The organism is Cupriavidus pauculus, from assembly GCF_002858765.1.
GTDB classification, from domain to species: domain Bacteria; phylum Pseudomonadota; class Gammaproteobacteria; order Burkholderiales; family Burkholderiaceae; genus Cupriavidus; species Cupriavidus pauculus_B.
The window spans coordinates 445,719-459,205 of record NZ_PJRP01000002.1 but is presented as its reverse complement, the minus strand read 5'-3'; the positions used below and the strand labels follow the sequence as shown (position 1 = coordinate 459,205).

Annotated in this window: 15 protein-coding genes; 7 read left to right on the top strand and 8 right to left on the bottom strand. The window is 63.1% G+C overall.

What is annotated here, in order from left to right:
• Window positions 1-85 precede the first annotated feature (85 nt).
• Together clpA and clpS are read right to left on the bottom strand one after the other, a co-directional pair.
• On the bottom strand, window positions 86-2,383 hold the full coding sequence (gene clpA, locus CYJ10_RS06970; protein ID WP_101680773.1) for an ATP-dependent Clp protease ATP-binding subunit ClpA: 2,298 nt from the start codon (window positions 2,381-2,383) through the stop codon (window positions 86-88).
• Window positions 2,380-2,706, bottom strand: coding sequence for an ATP-dependent Clp protease adapter ClpS (clpS, locus tag CYJ10_RS06965; RefSeq protein WP_049815983.1), 327 nt, complete (start codon window positions 2,704-2,706; stop codon window positions 2,380-2,382). The genes clpA and clpS overlap by 4 nt, the downstream gene beginning before the upstream one ends.
• A 585-nt stretch (window positions 2,707-3,291) precedes the next feature.
• Between clpS and CYJ10_RS06960 the strand changes: the two genes are divergently transcribed.
• On the top strand, window positions 3,292-3,501 hold the full coding sequence (locus CYJ10_RS06960; RefSeq protein ID WP_029051623.1) for a cold-shock protein: 210 nt from the start codon (window positions 3,292-3,294) through the stop codon (window positions 3,499-3,501).
• A 196-nt stretch (window positions 3,502-3,697) separates the two neighbouring features.
• Here the strand turns inward: CYJ10_RS06960 and CYJ10_RS06955 are convergent, their stop codons facing one another.
• Together CYJ10_RS06955 and icd are read right to left on the bottom strand one after the other, a co-directional pair.
• Window positions 3,698-4,162, bottom strand: a complete 465-nt coding sequence (locus tag CYJ10_RS06955; RefSeq protein ID WP_101680772.1) for a VOC family protein — start codon at window positions 4,160-4,162, stop codon at window positions 3,698-3,700.
• A gap of 177 nt (window positions 4,163-4,339) precedes the next feature.
• Window positions 4,340-5,590: an NADP-dependent isocitrate dehydrogenase gene (icd, locus tag CYJ10_RS06950; protein ID WP_101680771.1), complete on the bottom strand. Its 1,251-nt coding sequence runs from the start codon at window positions 5,588-5,590 to the stop codon at window positions 4,340-4,342.
• A 276-nt stretch (window positions 5,591-5,866) separates the two neighbouring features.
• On the opposite strand from icd, the gene CYJ10_RS06945 reads away from it, so the two are divergent.
• The 3 genes from CYJ10_RS06945 to CYJ10_RS06935 all read left to right on the top strand — a co-directional run bounded on the left by CYJ10_RS06945 (window position 5,867) and on the right by CYJ10_RS06935 (window position 7,398).
• Complete coding sequence (locus tag CYJ10_RS06945) at window positions 5,867-6,478, top strand: pseudouridine synthase (RefSeq protein WP_101680770.1); 612 nt, start codon at window positions 5,867-5,869, stop codon at window positions 6,476-6,478.
• 124 nt (window positions 6,479-6,602) lie between these two features.
• Window positions 6,603-6,797 carry a hypothetical protein gene (locus tag CYJ10_RS06940; RefSeq protein ID WP_101680769.1) on the top strand — a complete coding sequence of 65 codons (195 nt, stop codon included), beginning with the start codon at window positions 6,603-6,605 and terminating at the stop codon, window positions 6,795-6,797.
• A gap of 151 nt (window positions 6,798-6,948) precedes the next feature.
• A complete protein-coding gene (locus CYJ10_RS06935) occupies window positions 6,949-7,398 on the top strand; it encodes a DUF192 domain-containing protein (RefSeq protein ID WP_101680768.1) in 450 nt (149 codons plus the stop codon).
• Window positions 7,399-7,416: 18 nt separating this feature from the next.
• Here the strand turns inward: CYJ10_RS06935 and CYJ10_RS06930 are convergent, their stop codons facing one another.
• The gene (locus tag CYJ10_RS06930; protein ID WP_101680767.1) at window positions 7,417-7,902 is read right to left on the bottom strand and encodes a YajQ family cyclic di-GMP-binding protein; all 486 of its coding nucleotides are present in this window, start codon (window positions 7,900-7,902) and stop codon (window positions 7,417-7,419) included.
• 107 nt (window positions 7,903-8,009) lie between these two features.
• On the opposite strand from CYJ10_RS06930, the gene murB reads away from it, so the two are divergent.
• Window positions 8,010-9,020: a UDP-N-acetylmuramate dehydrogenase gene (murB, locus tag CYJ10_RS06925; protein WP_101680766.1), complete on the top strand. Its 1,011-nt coding sequence runs from the start codon at window positions 8,010-8,012 to the stop codon at window positions 9,018-9,020.
• Window positions 9,021-9,041: 21 nt separating this feature from the next.
• Here murB and ppnP read toward each other — a convergent pair whose 3' ends face one another.
• Window positions 9,042-9,353, bottom strand: a complete 312-nt coding sequence (ppnP, locus tag CYJ10_RS06920; RefSeq protein ID WP_101680765.1) for a pyrimidine/purine nucleoside phosphorylase — start codon at window positions 9,351-9,353, stop codon at window positions 9,042-9,044.
• 106 nt (window positions 9,354-9,459) lie between these two features.
• Window positions 9,460-10,383, bottom strand: coding sequence for an ornithine carbamoyltransferase (gene argF / locus CYJ10_RS06915; RefSeq protein ID WP_101680764.1), 924 nt, complete (start codon window positions 10,381-10,383; stop codon window positions 9,460-9,462).
• 440 nt (window positions 10,384-10,823) lie between these two features.
• Between argF and CYJ10_RS06910 the strand changes: the two genes are divergently transcribed.
• The gene (locus CYJ10_RS06910) at window positions 10,824-11,129 is read left to right on the top strand and encodes a DUF3579 domain-containing protein (protein ID WP_066732114.1); all 306 of its coding nucleotides are present in this window, start codon (window positions 10,824-10,826) and stop codon (window positions 11,127-11,129) included.
• A 179-nt stretch (window positions 11,130-11,308) separates the two neighbouring features.
• Here CYJ10_RS06910 and rpsT read toward each other — a convergent pair whose 3' ends face one another.
• The gene (rpsT, locus tag CYJ10_RS06905; RefSeq protein WP_101680763.1) at window positions 11,309-11,575 is read right to left on the bottom strand and encodes a 30S ribosomal protein S20; all 267 of its coding nucleotides are present in this window, start codon (window positions 11,573-11,575) and stop codon (window positions 11,309-11,311) included.
• 353 nt (window positions 11,576-11,928) lie between these two features.
• On the opposite strand from rpsT, the gene murJ reads away from it, so the two are divergent.
• Complete coding sequence (gene murJ, locus CYJ10_RS06900) at window positions 11,929-13,479, top strand: murein biosynthesis integral membrane protein MurJ (RefSeq protein WP_101680762.1); 1,551 nt, start codon at window positions 11,929-11,931, stop codon at window positions 13,477-13,479.
• Window positions 13,480-13,487 lie beyond the last annotated feature (8 nt).

Below are 13,487 nucleotides of genomic sequence, written 5' to 3'. Positions count from 1 at the left end.
TCGCGCCACGGTCAGTCGCAAATTGGCCAAAAAAATGGCCGGGACGAACCCGGCCATTTCTGTCTTGCGGCAATGCGAAGCAGGCTCAGACTTCCGCGCGCTGTTCGCTTTCCGGCGCTTCGGGCGGCTCCGGATCGGCTTCCGAGAATGTCAGCTTGATCAGGTTCTCGTCGTCCAGGTCCACGGCCACCTTGCCGCCGGTCACCAGTTTGCCGAACAGCAGCTCGTCTGCCAGCGCCTTGCGGATCATGTCTTGAATCAGGCGCTGCATCGGACGCGCACCCATCAGCGGATCGAAGCCCTTCTTCGCCAGGTACTTGCGGAGCTTTTCCGAGAAGCTGGCTTCCACCTTCTTCTCGTGCAACTGCTCTTCCAGCTGCATCAGGAACTTGTCCACCACGCGCAGGATGATTTCCTCATCCAGCGCACGGAAGCTGATGGTCGCATCCAGACGGTTGCGGAACTCCGGCGTGAACATGCGCTTGATGTCCGCCATCTCGTCGCCCTGCTCGCGCGCCGTGGTGAAGCCGATGGTGGCACGGTTCATCGTCTCGGCCCCCGCGTTCGTGGTCATGATGATGATCACGTTGCGGAAGTCGGCACGGCGACCGTTGTTGTCGGTCAGCGAACCGTGGTCCATCACCTGCAGCAGGATATTGAAGATGTCCGGATGTGCCTTTTCGATCTCATCGAGCAGCAGCACGCAGTGCGGCTTCTTGGTGACGGCCTCGGTCAGCAGGCCACCCTGGTCAAACCCGACATAGCCCGGCGGCGCACCGATCAGGCGGCTGACCGCATGGCGCTCCATGTATTCCGACATGTCGAAGCGCAGCAGTTCGATGCCCATGATGAACGCGAGCTGCTTGGCCACTTCGGTCTTGCCCACGCCGGTCGGGCCCGAGAACAGGAACGAGCCGATCGGCTTGTCGGTCTTGCCCAGGCCGGCACGCGACATCTTGATCGCCGATGCCAGCGCCTCGATGGCCGGGTCCTGGCCGAACACCACCGACTTCAGATCGCGTTCCAGCGTCTGCAGCTTGCTACGGTCGTCCTGGTTCACGCTCTGCGGCGGGATGCGGGCGATGCGCGACACGATGTCCTCGATCTCGCCCTTGCCAATCGTCTTCTTCTGCTTCGACTTCGGCAGGATACGTTGTGCAGCACCTGCCTCATCGATCACATCGATCGCCTTGTCGGGCAGATGACGATCGGTGATGAAGCGTGCCGACAGTTCGGCGGCCGCAGTCAGCGCCGACGCCGCGTACTTGACGCCGTGGTGCTCCTCGAAGCGCGACTTCAGGCCGCGCAGGATCTGCACGGTCTGGTCCACGGTCGGCTCGACCACGTCGATCTTCTGGAAACGACGCGACAAGGCCGCATCCTTCTCGAAAATGCCGCGATATTCCGTGAACGTGGTGGCACCTACGCACTTGAGCTGTCCCGACGACAACGCCGGCTTGAGCAGGTTGCTGGCGTCCAGCGTGCCGCCCGATGCGGCGCCCGCGCCAATCAGCGTGTGGATTTCGTCGATGAACAGGATCGCGTGCGGATTGTCCTTGAGCGACTTCAGCACGCCCTTCAGACGCTGCTCGAAATCACCGCGGTACTTGGTGCCAGCCAGCAGCGCGCCCATGTCGAGCGAGTACACGGTAGCCTTTTCAAGGATATCGGGCACTTCGTTCTTGGTGATGCGCCAGGCCAGGCCTTCCGCAATGGCGGTCTTGCCCACGCCGGCTTCGCCCACCAGCAGCGGGTTGTTCTTGCGCCGGCGGCACAGCACCTGGACCACGCGCTCCACCTCGCTGTCGCGGCCGATCAGCGGATCGATCTTGCCGGCCTTGGCCAGCGCGTTCAGGTTCTGGGTGTATTGCTCGAGCGGGCTTTCCTTGCCGTCGCCGCCCTCCCCTTCGGGGTTGCCCTCGCCGTGCTTGGCCGGTTCGGCCTGGTCCTTGCGGATGCCGTGGCTGATGAAATTGACCACGTCCAGGCGCGTCACGCCCTGCTGCTGCAGGTAGTACACCGCGTGAGAGTCCTTTTCGCCGAAGATGGCCACCAGCACGTTGGCGCCGGTCACCTCCTTCTTGCCATTCGACGTCGACTGCACGTGCATGATGGCGCGCTGGATCACACGCTGGAAGCCCAGTGTGGGCTGCGTGTCCACTTCATCGGTGCCTGGCACCACAGGCGTGTTGTCTGCGATGAAATTCTTCAGACTGGTGCGCAAGTCCTCGATATTGGCCGCGCACGCGCGCAGCACTTCAGCCGCTGTGGGGTTGTCGAGCAACGCCTGCAACAGGTGTTCCACGGTAATGAACTCGTGGCGTGCCTGGCGAGCCTCGACAAAGGCCATGTGCAGACTTACTTCCAATTCTTGCGCAATCATGCTTCCTCCATCACGCACTGCAGGGGATGGCCCGCCTGCCGCGCATGGGTTGATACAAGCTCGACCTTGGTCGCCGCAATATCCCGCGTGTAGATACCACAAACGCCTTTACCTTCCCGGTGGACGGTGAGCATGATCTGCGTCGCCGTTTCCCGGTCCCTGCTGAAATACTGCTGCAGGATCATCACGACAAACTCCATCGGAGTGTAGTCGTCATTGAGCAGGAGCACCTTGTACATCGCCGGCGGCTTGAGCTGCTGCTCTTTCCGCTCGATGACTGTGCCTGCTTCGCGTTGGGGGGTGTTCGCCAGCCGTGTCGCCATGGCTTTTATTCTAACTCTTACTCACAAGTCTGCAATTTGGGGAACTGGCCTGGTATTCAAGGGCAGCCCTTCGGAAAATTCCTAGCGTGGGCTACCGCACAAAGGGCGCCCGGCGCACGTTCACGGTGCATGATGCACGCCTGCCGGCCCTTGCCGGGGCACCAGCGCGGCCGCCCGGCGGCGATTTCAAAATTCCATGCACCACGGCGACAAAGGTACCATCTCGCGCCGTTTCAATCCCGCCACACCCCACGCCGAGTGGGGAATCTGCCAGCTTGACAGCATGTAGGTTTGCCAGAAAAATCGTTCGCACATCGGGGCCTGGGCAGCGAGCCAAGCAAAAAGTCCAGACCGGATGTATCCGTGAGCAGGGAGGCCCACGACCGGCGTAGATCAGCCATTTGCAGTTCGGTTCCGGAGACGGTTTGTTTCCGGACGGGCGCGGCGGCTGGTCACGCGAATTTCATTTGCGCGGCGCTTTTCGCGGCCGGTCCGTCAGGAGCGGCACGCCAGAGCCCGCCAGGGTGGTTTTCAGCTGGCCATTGGTTTCCCCGCTTGAAATCTGTTTTTTCGTTGGGGGAGTTTATGGCAAGCGGTATCGTCAAATGGTTCAATGACGCCAAGGGTTTCGGATTTATCAAGCCGGACGATGGCGAGGAAGAACTGTTTGCGCACTTTTCGGCAATCCAGATGGCGGGCTTCAAGACGCTGAAGGAAGGCCAGCGCGTTTCGTTCGAGGTGGTGCAAGGCCCGAAGGGCAAGCAAGCCACGAACATCCAGGACGCCGCCCAGTAAAGTGCGCCGCGGCCGAGCGCGCCACACAGAGCAGCGTCGGCCAATGCGGGTGTGAAGGGGGCAAGCTCCCTTCGGAACGGGATCCTGTGCCACGGCTGGCAATGTCAGCCCGGGGCACGCGCCAAGCGCGTACGCCAAGCATCCGGCAAGACGCCCGGCCCATGTGAACCATGGGCCGGGCGTTTCTGTTTCCGCGCTACGCTGGCCACCCTTCAATCGTCAGGCCCGACACGCGCTCGGCCTCTTCCCGGCTGACGTTGCGAACGGACTGACCAAAGCTCCAGACATGGCCTTCGGGATCGCGCGCCGCGTAGACGCGATTGCCATAAAACTGGTCTTCGGGCTCGCGGACGATCTGCGCGCCGGCGGCGCGAGCGCGTTCGCAATGGGCATCGATCCCTTCTGCCAGCTGCACATGCACCGCCTGGGTGTTCTTGCCGCCCACCGACGCCGGGCTGGCTGTGTAGTCCGCCCATTCGCTGCCCACCATCAGATAGCTGTCGCGGAAGCGCATTTCCGAATGCGCGAGGTTTCCGTCCTTGTCAGTGATCACCATCACGCGCTCGAAGCCAAACGCGCGTTCGAGCCAGTCCAGGGCAGCCTTCGGGTCCTGGTAGTAGACCGCCGCGCCCAGGGCGGTTCGCTTGAATGGGTCATCCATGGTCGGGTCTCCAGCAACGTTGTCGTGCTGGAGTTGTAGTCCACGTCAAGGAAACTTCCCAGCGTCGCGCCGACTTCGCAGGCACCATCCCCATGGCGGGGTACTGAGCGATAAACATGAAAAAACGCCCCGGCCACCTCGCGGTGCCGGGGCGGTTGCCGCCTGCGTCTGCCAGGCTTACATGTTGTCGATCATCACCTGGCCGAAGCCCGAGCACGAGACCTGCGTAGCGCCCTCCAGCAGCCGCGCGAAGTCGTAGGTCACCTTCTTCGACTGGATCGACTTTTCCATCGACTCGATGATCAGGTCGGCGGCCTCGGTCCAGCCCATGTGCCGCAGCATCATTTCGGCGGACAGGATTTCCGAGCCCGGATTCACGTAGTCCTTGCCGGCGTACTTCGGCGCGGTGCCGTGCGTGGCCTCGAACATCGCCACCTCGTCAGACATGTTGGCGCCGGGCGCGATGCCGATGCCGCCCACCTGGGCCGCCAGCGCATCGGAGATGTAGTCCCCATTGAGGTTCAGCGTGGCGATCACAGAGTACTCGGCCGGACGCAGCAGCACCTGCTGCAGGAACGCATCGGCGATGACGTCCTTGATCACGATGTCGCGGCCGGTCTTCGGGTTCTTGAACCTGCACCATGGGCCGCCATCGACCAGTTCGGCACCGAATTCCTGCTGCGCCAGCTCGTAGCCCCAGTCACGGAAGCCACCCTCGGTGAACTTCATGATGTTGCCCTTGTGCACCAGGGTGACCGAAGGCTTGTCGTTGTCGATCGCATACTGGATGGCCTTGCGCACCAGGCGCTGCGTGCCCTGTTTGGACACGGGCTTCACCCCCACCGCCGATGTATCCGGGAAGCGGATCTTCTTGACGCCCATTTCTTCCTGCAGGAAGGCGATCAGCTTCTTCGCGCCCTCGCTGCCGGCCTCCCACTCGATGCCGGCATAGATGTCTTCCGAGTTTTCGCGGAAGATCACCATGTTGGTCTTCTCCGGCTCGCGCACGGGCGACGGTACGCCCTTGAAATAGCGTACGGGGCGCAGGCACACGTACAGATCGAGCTGCTGGCGCAACGCCACGTTCAGCGACCGGATGCCACCGCCGACCGGCGTTGTCAGCGGGCCCTTGATCGACACCACATATTCCTTGACCACCTCGAGCGTTTCGTCAGGCAGCCACACATCTGGCCCGTAGATACGCGTGGACTTCTCGCCGGCAAAGACTTCCATCCACGCGATCTTGCGCTGGCCGCCGTAGGCCTTGGCCACGGCGGCGTCCACCACCTTCAGCATCACCGGGGTGATATCGACGCCAGTGCCGTCGCCTTCGATATACGGAATGATCGGGTTGTCCGGCACGTTCAGCGAGAAATCGGCGTTCACGGTGATCTTCTCGCCTGCCGGCACCTTGATGTGCTGATACATGTTCGTCTCCAACTACGGATGGGGTGATGGCTGGCACCAGGCCGCAGAGCCCGGCGACGCGATTGTGTTGTGCGAGGCATTGTAACGGGCGTTTCGCCACCGCCTCGTGACCCAGGCCAACGGCGCCCGCGCACCACCGAGTCCAGGATCGCATATCAGTCTTATATAAGACATAAGACTATCCGTATTTTATGCATAAAGCGCGATGACGCGCCAACCTTTGCGCGCCAACCTTTGCGCGCCGGTCGTGGCGGCACTGGTGGATAATGCGCGCCCATGACCCTGATCGCCCTCAACAAACCCTTCCAGATGATGAGCCAGTTCTCCGCGCATCCGTCGCGGGCGACGCTGGCCGATTGCGTCGACGTGCCAGGCGTCTATCCGGCCGGACGGCTCGACGCGGACAGCGAAGGCCTGCTGCTGCTGACCGACGACGGCGCGTTGCAGACGCGCATCGCCGATCCGAAGCACAAGCTGGCCAAGACCTATCTGGCCCAGGTGGAAGGCATGCCCGACGACGCCGCGCTGGCCCGCCTGCGCGCCGGCGTGGACCTTGGCGATTTCAGGACGCTGCCGGCGACCGTGCGCGTGGTCGACACGCCCGCCTGGCTGTGGGATCGCGATCCGCCGATCCGGTATCGCGCGGCCATTCCCACCACCTGGGTCGAGTTGCAGATTCGCGAAGGCAAGAATCGGCAGGTGCGTCGGATGACGGCCGCCGTCGGCTTTCCCACGCTTAGGCTGATCCGCGTGGCCATCGGCAACCTGTCGCTGCCCGATCTTGGCCTGATGCCAGGGCAATGGTGCGAGACGGATGTCCGCACACTGGGACTTCCCACCATGGCTTCACATGTCCGTGGCGCAATACAAGTGCCCAGGCGTCGGTAAAACGCAGTTACAAATAGTGATAAACATGACGTCAACGGCAGAAGATGGCGTTTCGTTTTTGCGAGTGACACGTCTACGCGCGTCGAACCTTCCAAATACTGGATACATCTCTGAGGTACTCGCAATGAAAAAACTGATCGCTGCCCTGGTTGTTGGCCTGTTCGCTACTGGCGCTTTCGCCCAGGCTTCGGCTCCCGCTGCTGACGCTGCGCCGGCCGCCAAGGAAGCCGCGAAGCCCGCGAAGTCCACCCACAAGAAGCATTCGTCGACCAAGCACCACGCCAAGAAGGCGGAAGCTTCGGCACCGGCCGCCCAGTAAGGTGGCCATCGCGCGGGCCTGCGTCCGCGCGTCTGTAGAAAGGCAGGCGCACATGCGACCTGCCTTTTTTCATGTCCGGCGCTTTCGGCACGGCTGGCATGGCTGCGCTATGCTCTCGCCTGCAGCAAGACCTCAAACGACAAGATCCGCCATGCACCCCGTGTTCAAGACCCTGATGGCCGTGGGCGCCGCCGCGCTGACGAGCCCGGCCCAGGCGCAATCCGCGCTGCCCGTCATCCCGCTGACTGCCGGCATGTACGCCATCCAGGCGGAAGTGGCTGCATCGTCCGAAGCGCGCGAGCGCGGGTTGATGTTCCGCAAGTCGATGCCCGCCAACGCCGGCATGCTGTTCGTGTTTGACGAAAAGGCTGGCCACTGCTTCTGGATGCGCAACACGGACCTGCCCCTCTCCATCGCCTTCCTGGCCGATGACGGCAGCATCGTGAACATCGAGGACATGAAGCCGCAAACCGAAGACAACCACTGCCCGCGCGCCGCCGTGCGCTACGCACTGGAGATGAACAAGGGCTGGTTTGCGCAGAAGGGCATCAAGGCCGGCGCAAAGATCGGCGGCCTGCCGCAGGCGCGGCAGGGGCAGTAAGAACGCCCCGACGGGCGCTTAATCGCGGAAGTTGTTGAAGTCCAGGGGCGCCTCGCTGACGTCCTTGCGCAGCAGCGCGATCACCGACTGCAGGTCGTCGCGCTTGGTGCCCGTCACGCGCACGGCATCGCCCTGGATGCTGGCCTGTACCTTGATCTTGCTGTCCTTGATCATGCGCACGATTTTCTTGGACAGGTCGCCGGTCACGCCCTTCTTGATCGTGATGACCTGCTTGACCTTGTCGCCGCTGATCTTCTCGACCTTGCCGTAGTCCAGGAAGCGCACGTCCACGTTGCGCTTGGCCATCTTGTTGATCATCACGTCCTTGACCTGGCTGAGCTTGAAGTCGTCGTCGGCAAACGCGGTCAGTTCGCCTTCCTTCTGCTCGACGCGGGCGTCGGACCCCTTGAAGTCGAAGCGCGTGGAGATTTCCTTGTTGGCCTGCTCCACGGCGTTCTTCACTTCCACCATATTGGCTTCACACACTACGTCAAACGACGGCATATCGATTCTCCTGGTCTTGCGCGGCGCGCCGTTTGCCCCGGCGGCCGGTCCATGCGGTTACGTATAATCTTGGCCTGCCCCGGTCCGGGGTGCTTTCCCCGTCCTTCATGGCAGATTTTTACGAATTTTATCCCCTGCGCGCCCACAATACATTCGGGTTCGATGCGCGTGCGCGTCTGGCAGCGCATATTCGCAGCGAATCTGACCTGCTTTCGGCCCTGTCCGACCCGCGCGCGGCCAGTATGCCGGTCGTGGTGCTCGGGGGTGGCAGTAACGTCGTGCTGACGGGCGATCTCGATGCCTGCGTGCTGCTGATGGAAATCCCGGGCTACGACATCGCCGACGATGGCTCCGAATGGCTCGTGACGGCCGGTGCAGGTGAAAACTGGCACGGCCTGGTGAGCCGCACGGTCGCCGACGGCATGCCTGGCCTCGAAAACCTGGCCCTGATCCCGGGCACGGCCGGTGCCGCCCCGATCCAGAACATTGGTGCCTATGGCGTGGAACTGCGCGAGCGCTTTGCGCAGCTGCGCGCTTACGATCGCCAGGCCCACGAATTCGTCACGCTCGATCTGGACGCGTGCGCGTTCGGCTACCGTGACAGCCTGTTCAAGCGCGAAGGTCGCGATCGCTACATCATCACGGCCGTGACGCTGCGTCTGCCCAAAGCCTGGCAGCCGGTACTGAACTACGGCGAACTGGCGCGCGAACTGCAGGACATTGCATCGCCCAGTGCCGCGCAGGTGCGCGAGGCCATTATCGCCATCCGCTCGCGCAAATTGCCCGATCCGGCACAGGTCGGCAACGCGGGATCGTTCTTCAAGAATCCGGTGGTCGAAGCGGCTCAGCGCGATGCGCTGCTGGTGCAGCACCCCACCCTGGTCAGTTATCCGCAGCCCGACGGCCGCTACAAGCTGGCGGCGGGCTGGCTGATCGACCAGTGTGGCTTCAAGGGCCTGGACGACGGCCCGGTGGGCGTCTACGGCAAGCAGGCTCTGGTGCTGGTGCATCACGGCGGCGGCACGGGCGCCGCGCTGCTGAAGCTGGCGGACCGCATCGCAGACACAGTCCAGGCACGCTTTGGCGTCAGGATCGAGCCGGAACCGGTGATTCTCTGAGTTCCGGCGCGACCGTCGGCATCACTTGAAGTGGCAGACGTAGTCCAGGGTCTCGGTCACTTCGATGTCGAAGCTGCTGTTGCCCGGCACGTCGAACTGCTGGCCCGCGCCGTAGGTCTGCCACGCTTCCGCGCCGGCCAGGCGCACGCGGCAGCTGCCTGCATTGATTTCCATGACTTCCGGCGCGCCCGTGTTGAACGACAGCGCGGCCGGGAAGATCACGCCCAGCGTCTTGCGCGTGCCGTCGGCAAACAGCACCGTGTGGCTCACGCACTTGCCATCGAAGTACAGGTTGGCCTTCTTGACGACCGACACATTGTCGAACTGGCTCATCTCAATCTCCTCGGATCTTGGGGTTTCGTAAAGACGTAAATCGGGGACGTAAAAAAGGGAGCCATGGCGGCCCCCTTTTCCTACATGTTCTGGCTCATGCGCCGGCTCAGTAGCGGCCGCAGAGCAGATATTCCATCAGTGCCTTCTGCACGTGCAGGCGGTTCTCGGCTTCTTCCCAGACCACGCTGCGCGGGCCGTCGATCACGGCGGCTTCCACTTCTTCGCCACGATGCGCCGGCAGGCAGTGCATGAACAGGGCGTCGTCAGCGGCGCGGTCCATCATCGCCGTCGTCACCATCCAGTCCTTGAACGCACGCTTGCGCGCTTCGTTCTCGGCCTCGAAGCCCATGCTGGTCCAGACATCGGTGGTCACCAGGTGCGCGCCCCGGCAGGCTTCCAGCGGATCGGCGAACACCTTCACGCGCGGCGCGGCCAATGCCGGCACCATGGCCGGATCGAGCTGGTAGCCCGGGGGCGCCGAGAACGTGAACGTGAAATCGAGCCGTTCCGCTGCCTGGATCCAGGTGTACGCCATGTTGTTGGCGTCGCCAATCCAGGCCACGGTCTTGCCGGCGATGCTGCCGCGCTGCTCGATGTACGTGAAGATATCGGCCAGCACCTGGCAGGGGTGGTATTCGTTGGTCAGCCCGTTGATCACCGGCACGCGCGAATGCGCGGCAAAGCGGTCGATGATGTCCTGGCCGTAGGTGCGGATCATGATGATGTCCACCATGCGCGAGATCACCTGTGCGGCATCCTCGATCGGCTCGCCGCGGCCCAGCTGCGAATCGCGCGTGTTCAGGAACACGGCGTGGCCACCCAGCTGGTGGACACCGGCCTCGAACGACAGTCGCGTACGCGTGGAATTCTTTTCGAAGATCATGGCCAGCGTGCGGTCGTGCAGCGGGTGCCATGTCTCGTAGTTCTTGAACTTCGCCTTCAGGATCCTCGCGCGGTCCAGCAGGTACGCGTACTCGTCGGCACCGAGGTCGCTGAACTGGAGGTAATGCTTGATCGGGGTTGGGCTCATAAAACAAAGAAAGCGGCTCGCTTGGGACACGCAGCCCGATTGCGCGGGAAGGCAATCTTTCAGGGCTGGAGCGTGTCGCGGAGCCGCCTTTCGCGTCGCTTGCGCAATGTAGTTGCAAAGATCATAAGGGATTATTCCAGCTTTGGCGAGCCCGGGCGGTTAACGTCCAGAGGCAGCACTGGCGGGCCATTGACAGGTTTCCGACAGGATTCAGCCTTATGCGCAGGTCTTATATAAGATATAATACTCGCTGATTCACGCGGGGCCCGGCATACCCATGCCACCAGCCCGCCGCCGGCATCAAAAGTGCCCCCGCCGACACCACCGCCCCGCTGGTCACGTCCGGATGCGTGCGAACCAATCGCTCGCCGGATGCGTCAAACGGTGCGCCCGTAGAAGCGGGTTTACCGTCGAGTCACCAAGCAGATCCCCGCAGTCCCATGACCACCCCCCAAGTCCGCGAATACTTCATCCAAGGCGTTACGAAGGAAGGCAAGACCTTTCGCCCCAGCGACTGGGCCGAGCGGCTGTGCGGCGTGATGGCGCAATTCCGCCCCGAAGGCGATACCGGCGATCCCCGCCTGACCTACTCGCCATATGTGCGCCCGGTGATCGTGGCGGGCGTCAAGAACGTGGTGGTCGATACGCGGCTGCGTGACATCGAGCCGAAGGCGCTCGATTTCGTCCTGAACTTCGCCCGCGACAACAACCTCCAGGTGGTGGAAGCCTGCTCGGTCGATAACTGACACCGAAGACGCCGCACCCCAAGACGAAGAAACCCGGTCGACGCCGGGTTTTTTGTTGGCCGGTCGCTCACAACCCCGACCGCAACCGGGACCGCAACAAAGACAGGCCAGAAAACAAAAAAGCCCGTCCGGAGACGAGCTTTTCGTTTCTGCAGGCCACCGTGGCGGCCGAGGCAGACTTAGGCGGCCATGCCCTTGATGGCGGCCGACAGGCGCGACTTGTGACGTGCGGCCTTGTTCTTGTGCACGATCTTCTTGTCAGCGATGCTGTCGATGATCGTTTGCGACTGCTTGAAGATCTCAGCAGCAGCGGCCTTGTCGCCAGCGCTGATGGCCTTGCGAACTGCCTTGACGGCCGTGCGCAGACGCGAGCGCAGGCTGGAGTTGTGGGCGTTCGCGGCGACGGCTTGGCGCGCGCGCTTGCGAGCTTGTGCGGAATTTGCCATGTATCTCTTCCTGAATTCAGAATGCGCGCCCGGGGCGACGCAATAATTTGGGACGCAACAATTAAGTCACATCTTGCGACCCGGGATGTTTCGACAAACGAATCCTGGACGCGACTGTCCTTGCGAATCGATGATTATACACACATGCCTTCGCCACAGGCAAGGGCGATTCGTATACCCGTGACGAAGGTCGCCCAACAACGGCCGATCCGTATAATAAGCGCCACATCCGGCGCCGCCTGGTCAAATGCCGTGGCGCCGCGGCAACTTTTGGGGCCAAACGGGCGTCTGAACGGCGTTCCGCCCTGGCTGCGCAGCCGCCGGCCGGCCCGAAGCTTTCCCCGAATACCACCTTGAACCTTCTCAAAGCGCTTGCCACCATCAGCGGCCTGACGATGCTATCGCGCATCACGGGCCTGATGCGCGAAATCCTGATTGCCCGGGCCTTCGGTGCGTCGGACATGACCGACGCCTTCAACGTGGCGTTCCGGATCCCCAACCTGCTGCGCCGCATCTTTGGCGAGGGGGCTTTCTCGCAGGCCTTCGTGCCGATCCTGAACGAGTACCACGGCAAGCGCGGCGACGCCGAAACCCATCTGCTGATCGACGCCGTGGCCACGGTCATGGCCTGGGTGCTGGCCGCCGTCTCGCTGGTGGGCGTGATTGCCGCGCCGATTGTCATGACCGTGGTGGCCACGGGCTTCCGTGGCGACGCCGAAACCTACGACTCCGCGGTGTTCATGACGCGCGTGATGTTCCCGTACATCGGCTTGATCTCGATGGTGGCGCTGGCGTCGGGGGTCCTGAACTCCTGGCGCAACTTTGCCGTGCCCGCGTTCACGCCCGTGCTGCTCAATCTCTGCCTGATCGTGGCCGCGGTCTGGGTCGGGCCCCACATGAAGCAGCCGATCTACGCGCAGGCGTGGGGCGTGCTGGTCGGCGGCGTGCTGCAACTGGCGATCCAGGTGCCCGCCATGCGCCGCCTGGGCGTGCTGCCACGGATCTCGCTGAACCTGCGCGAAGCCTGGGCCAATCCCGGCGTTCGGCGCGTGGTCAAGCAGATGGCGCCGGCTCTGCTGGCCGTCTCGGTGGCCCAGATCAGCCTGATCATCAATACGAATATCGCGTCGCGCCTGGGCGCGGGCGCCGTGTCGTACATCACCTATGCAGACCGTTTGATGGAATTCCCGACGGCGCTGCTGGGCGTGGCGCTGGGCACCATCCTGCTGCCGAGCCTGTCGCGCGCCAACGCCGACGACAATCGCGAGGAATACTCGGGCCTGCTCGACTGGGGCCTGCGGCTGACCTTCCTGCTGGCCCTGCCCTGCGCTGCCGGGCTGATGCTGTTCGGCGCGCCGCTGACATCCGTGCTGTTCAACTATGGCCGCTTCGACGCCCATGCCGTGGAGATGACACGCCAGGCGCTGGCCACCTATGGCGTGGGCCTGCTGGCGCTGATTCTCATCAAGATCCTGACGCCGGGCTTCTACGCACGACAGGACATTCGCACCCCGGTCAAGATCGCGATCCTGGTGCTGATCATCACGCAGCTGTCGAACTTCGTGTTCGTGCCGGTGCTGGGTCATGCCGGCCTGCCGCTGTCGATCAGCTTCGGCGCCACGGTCAATGCGCTGCTGCTGTTCTTCGGATTGCGCCGGCGCGGCTTCTACCATCCGGCGCCGGGCTGGGGCATTTTCCTGCTGCGGCTGGCGGCGGCCATGCTGATCCTTTCCGGCATGCTGCTGTGGTTCTCGCGCAATTTCGACTGGGTGGCGATGGGGGCCACGCCGTGGCTGCGCATCGCGCTGATGGCCGCCTGCCTGGTACTTGCGGCGGCGGTCTACTTCGGTACACTGTGGCTCATGGGCCTGCGCTACGCAGCCTTCCGGCGCCGCGCCGGCTAGTCAGGAAC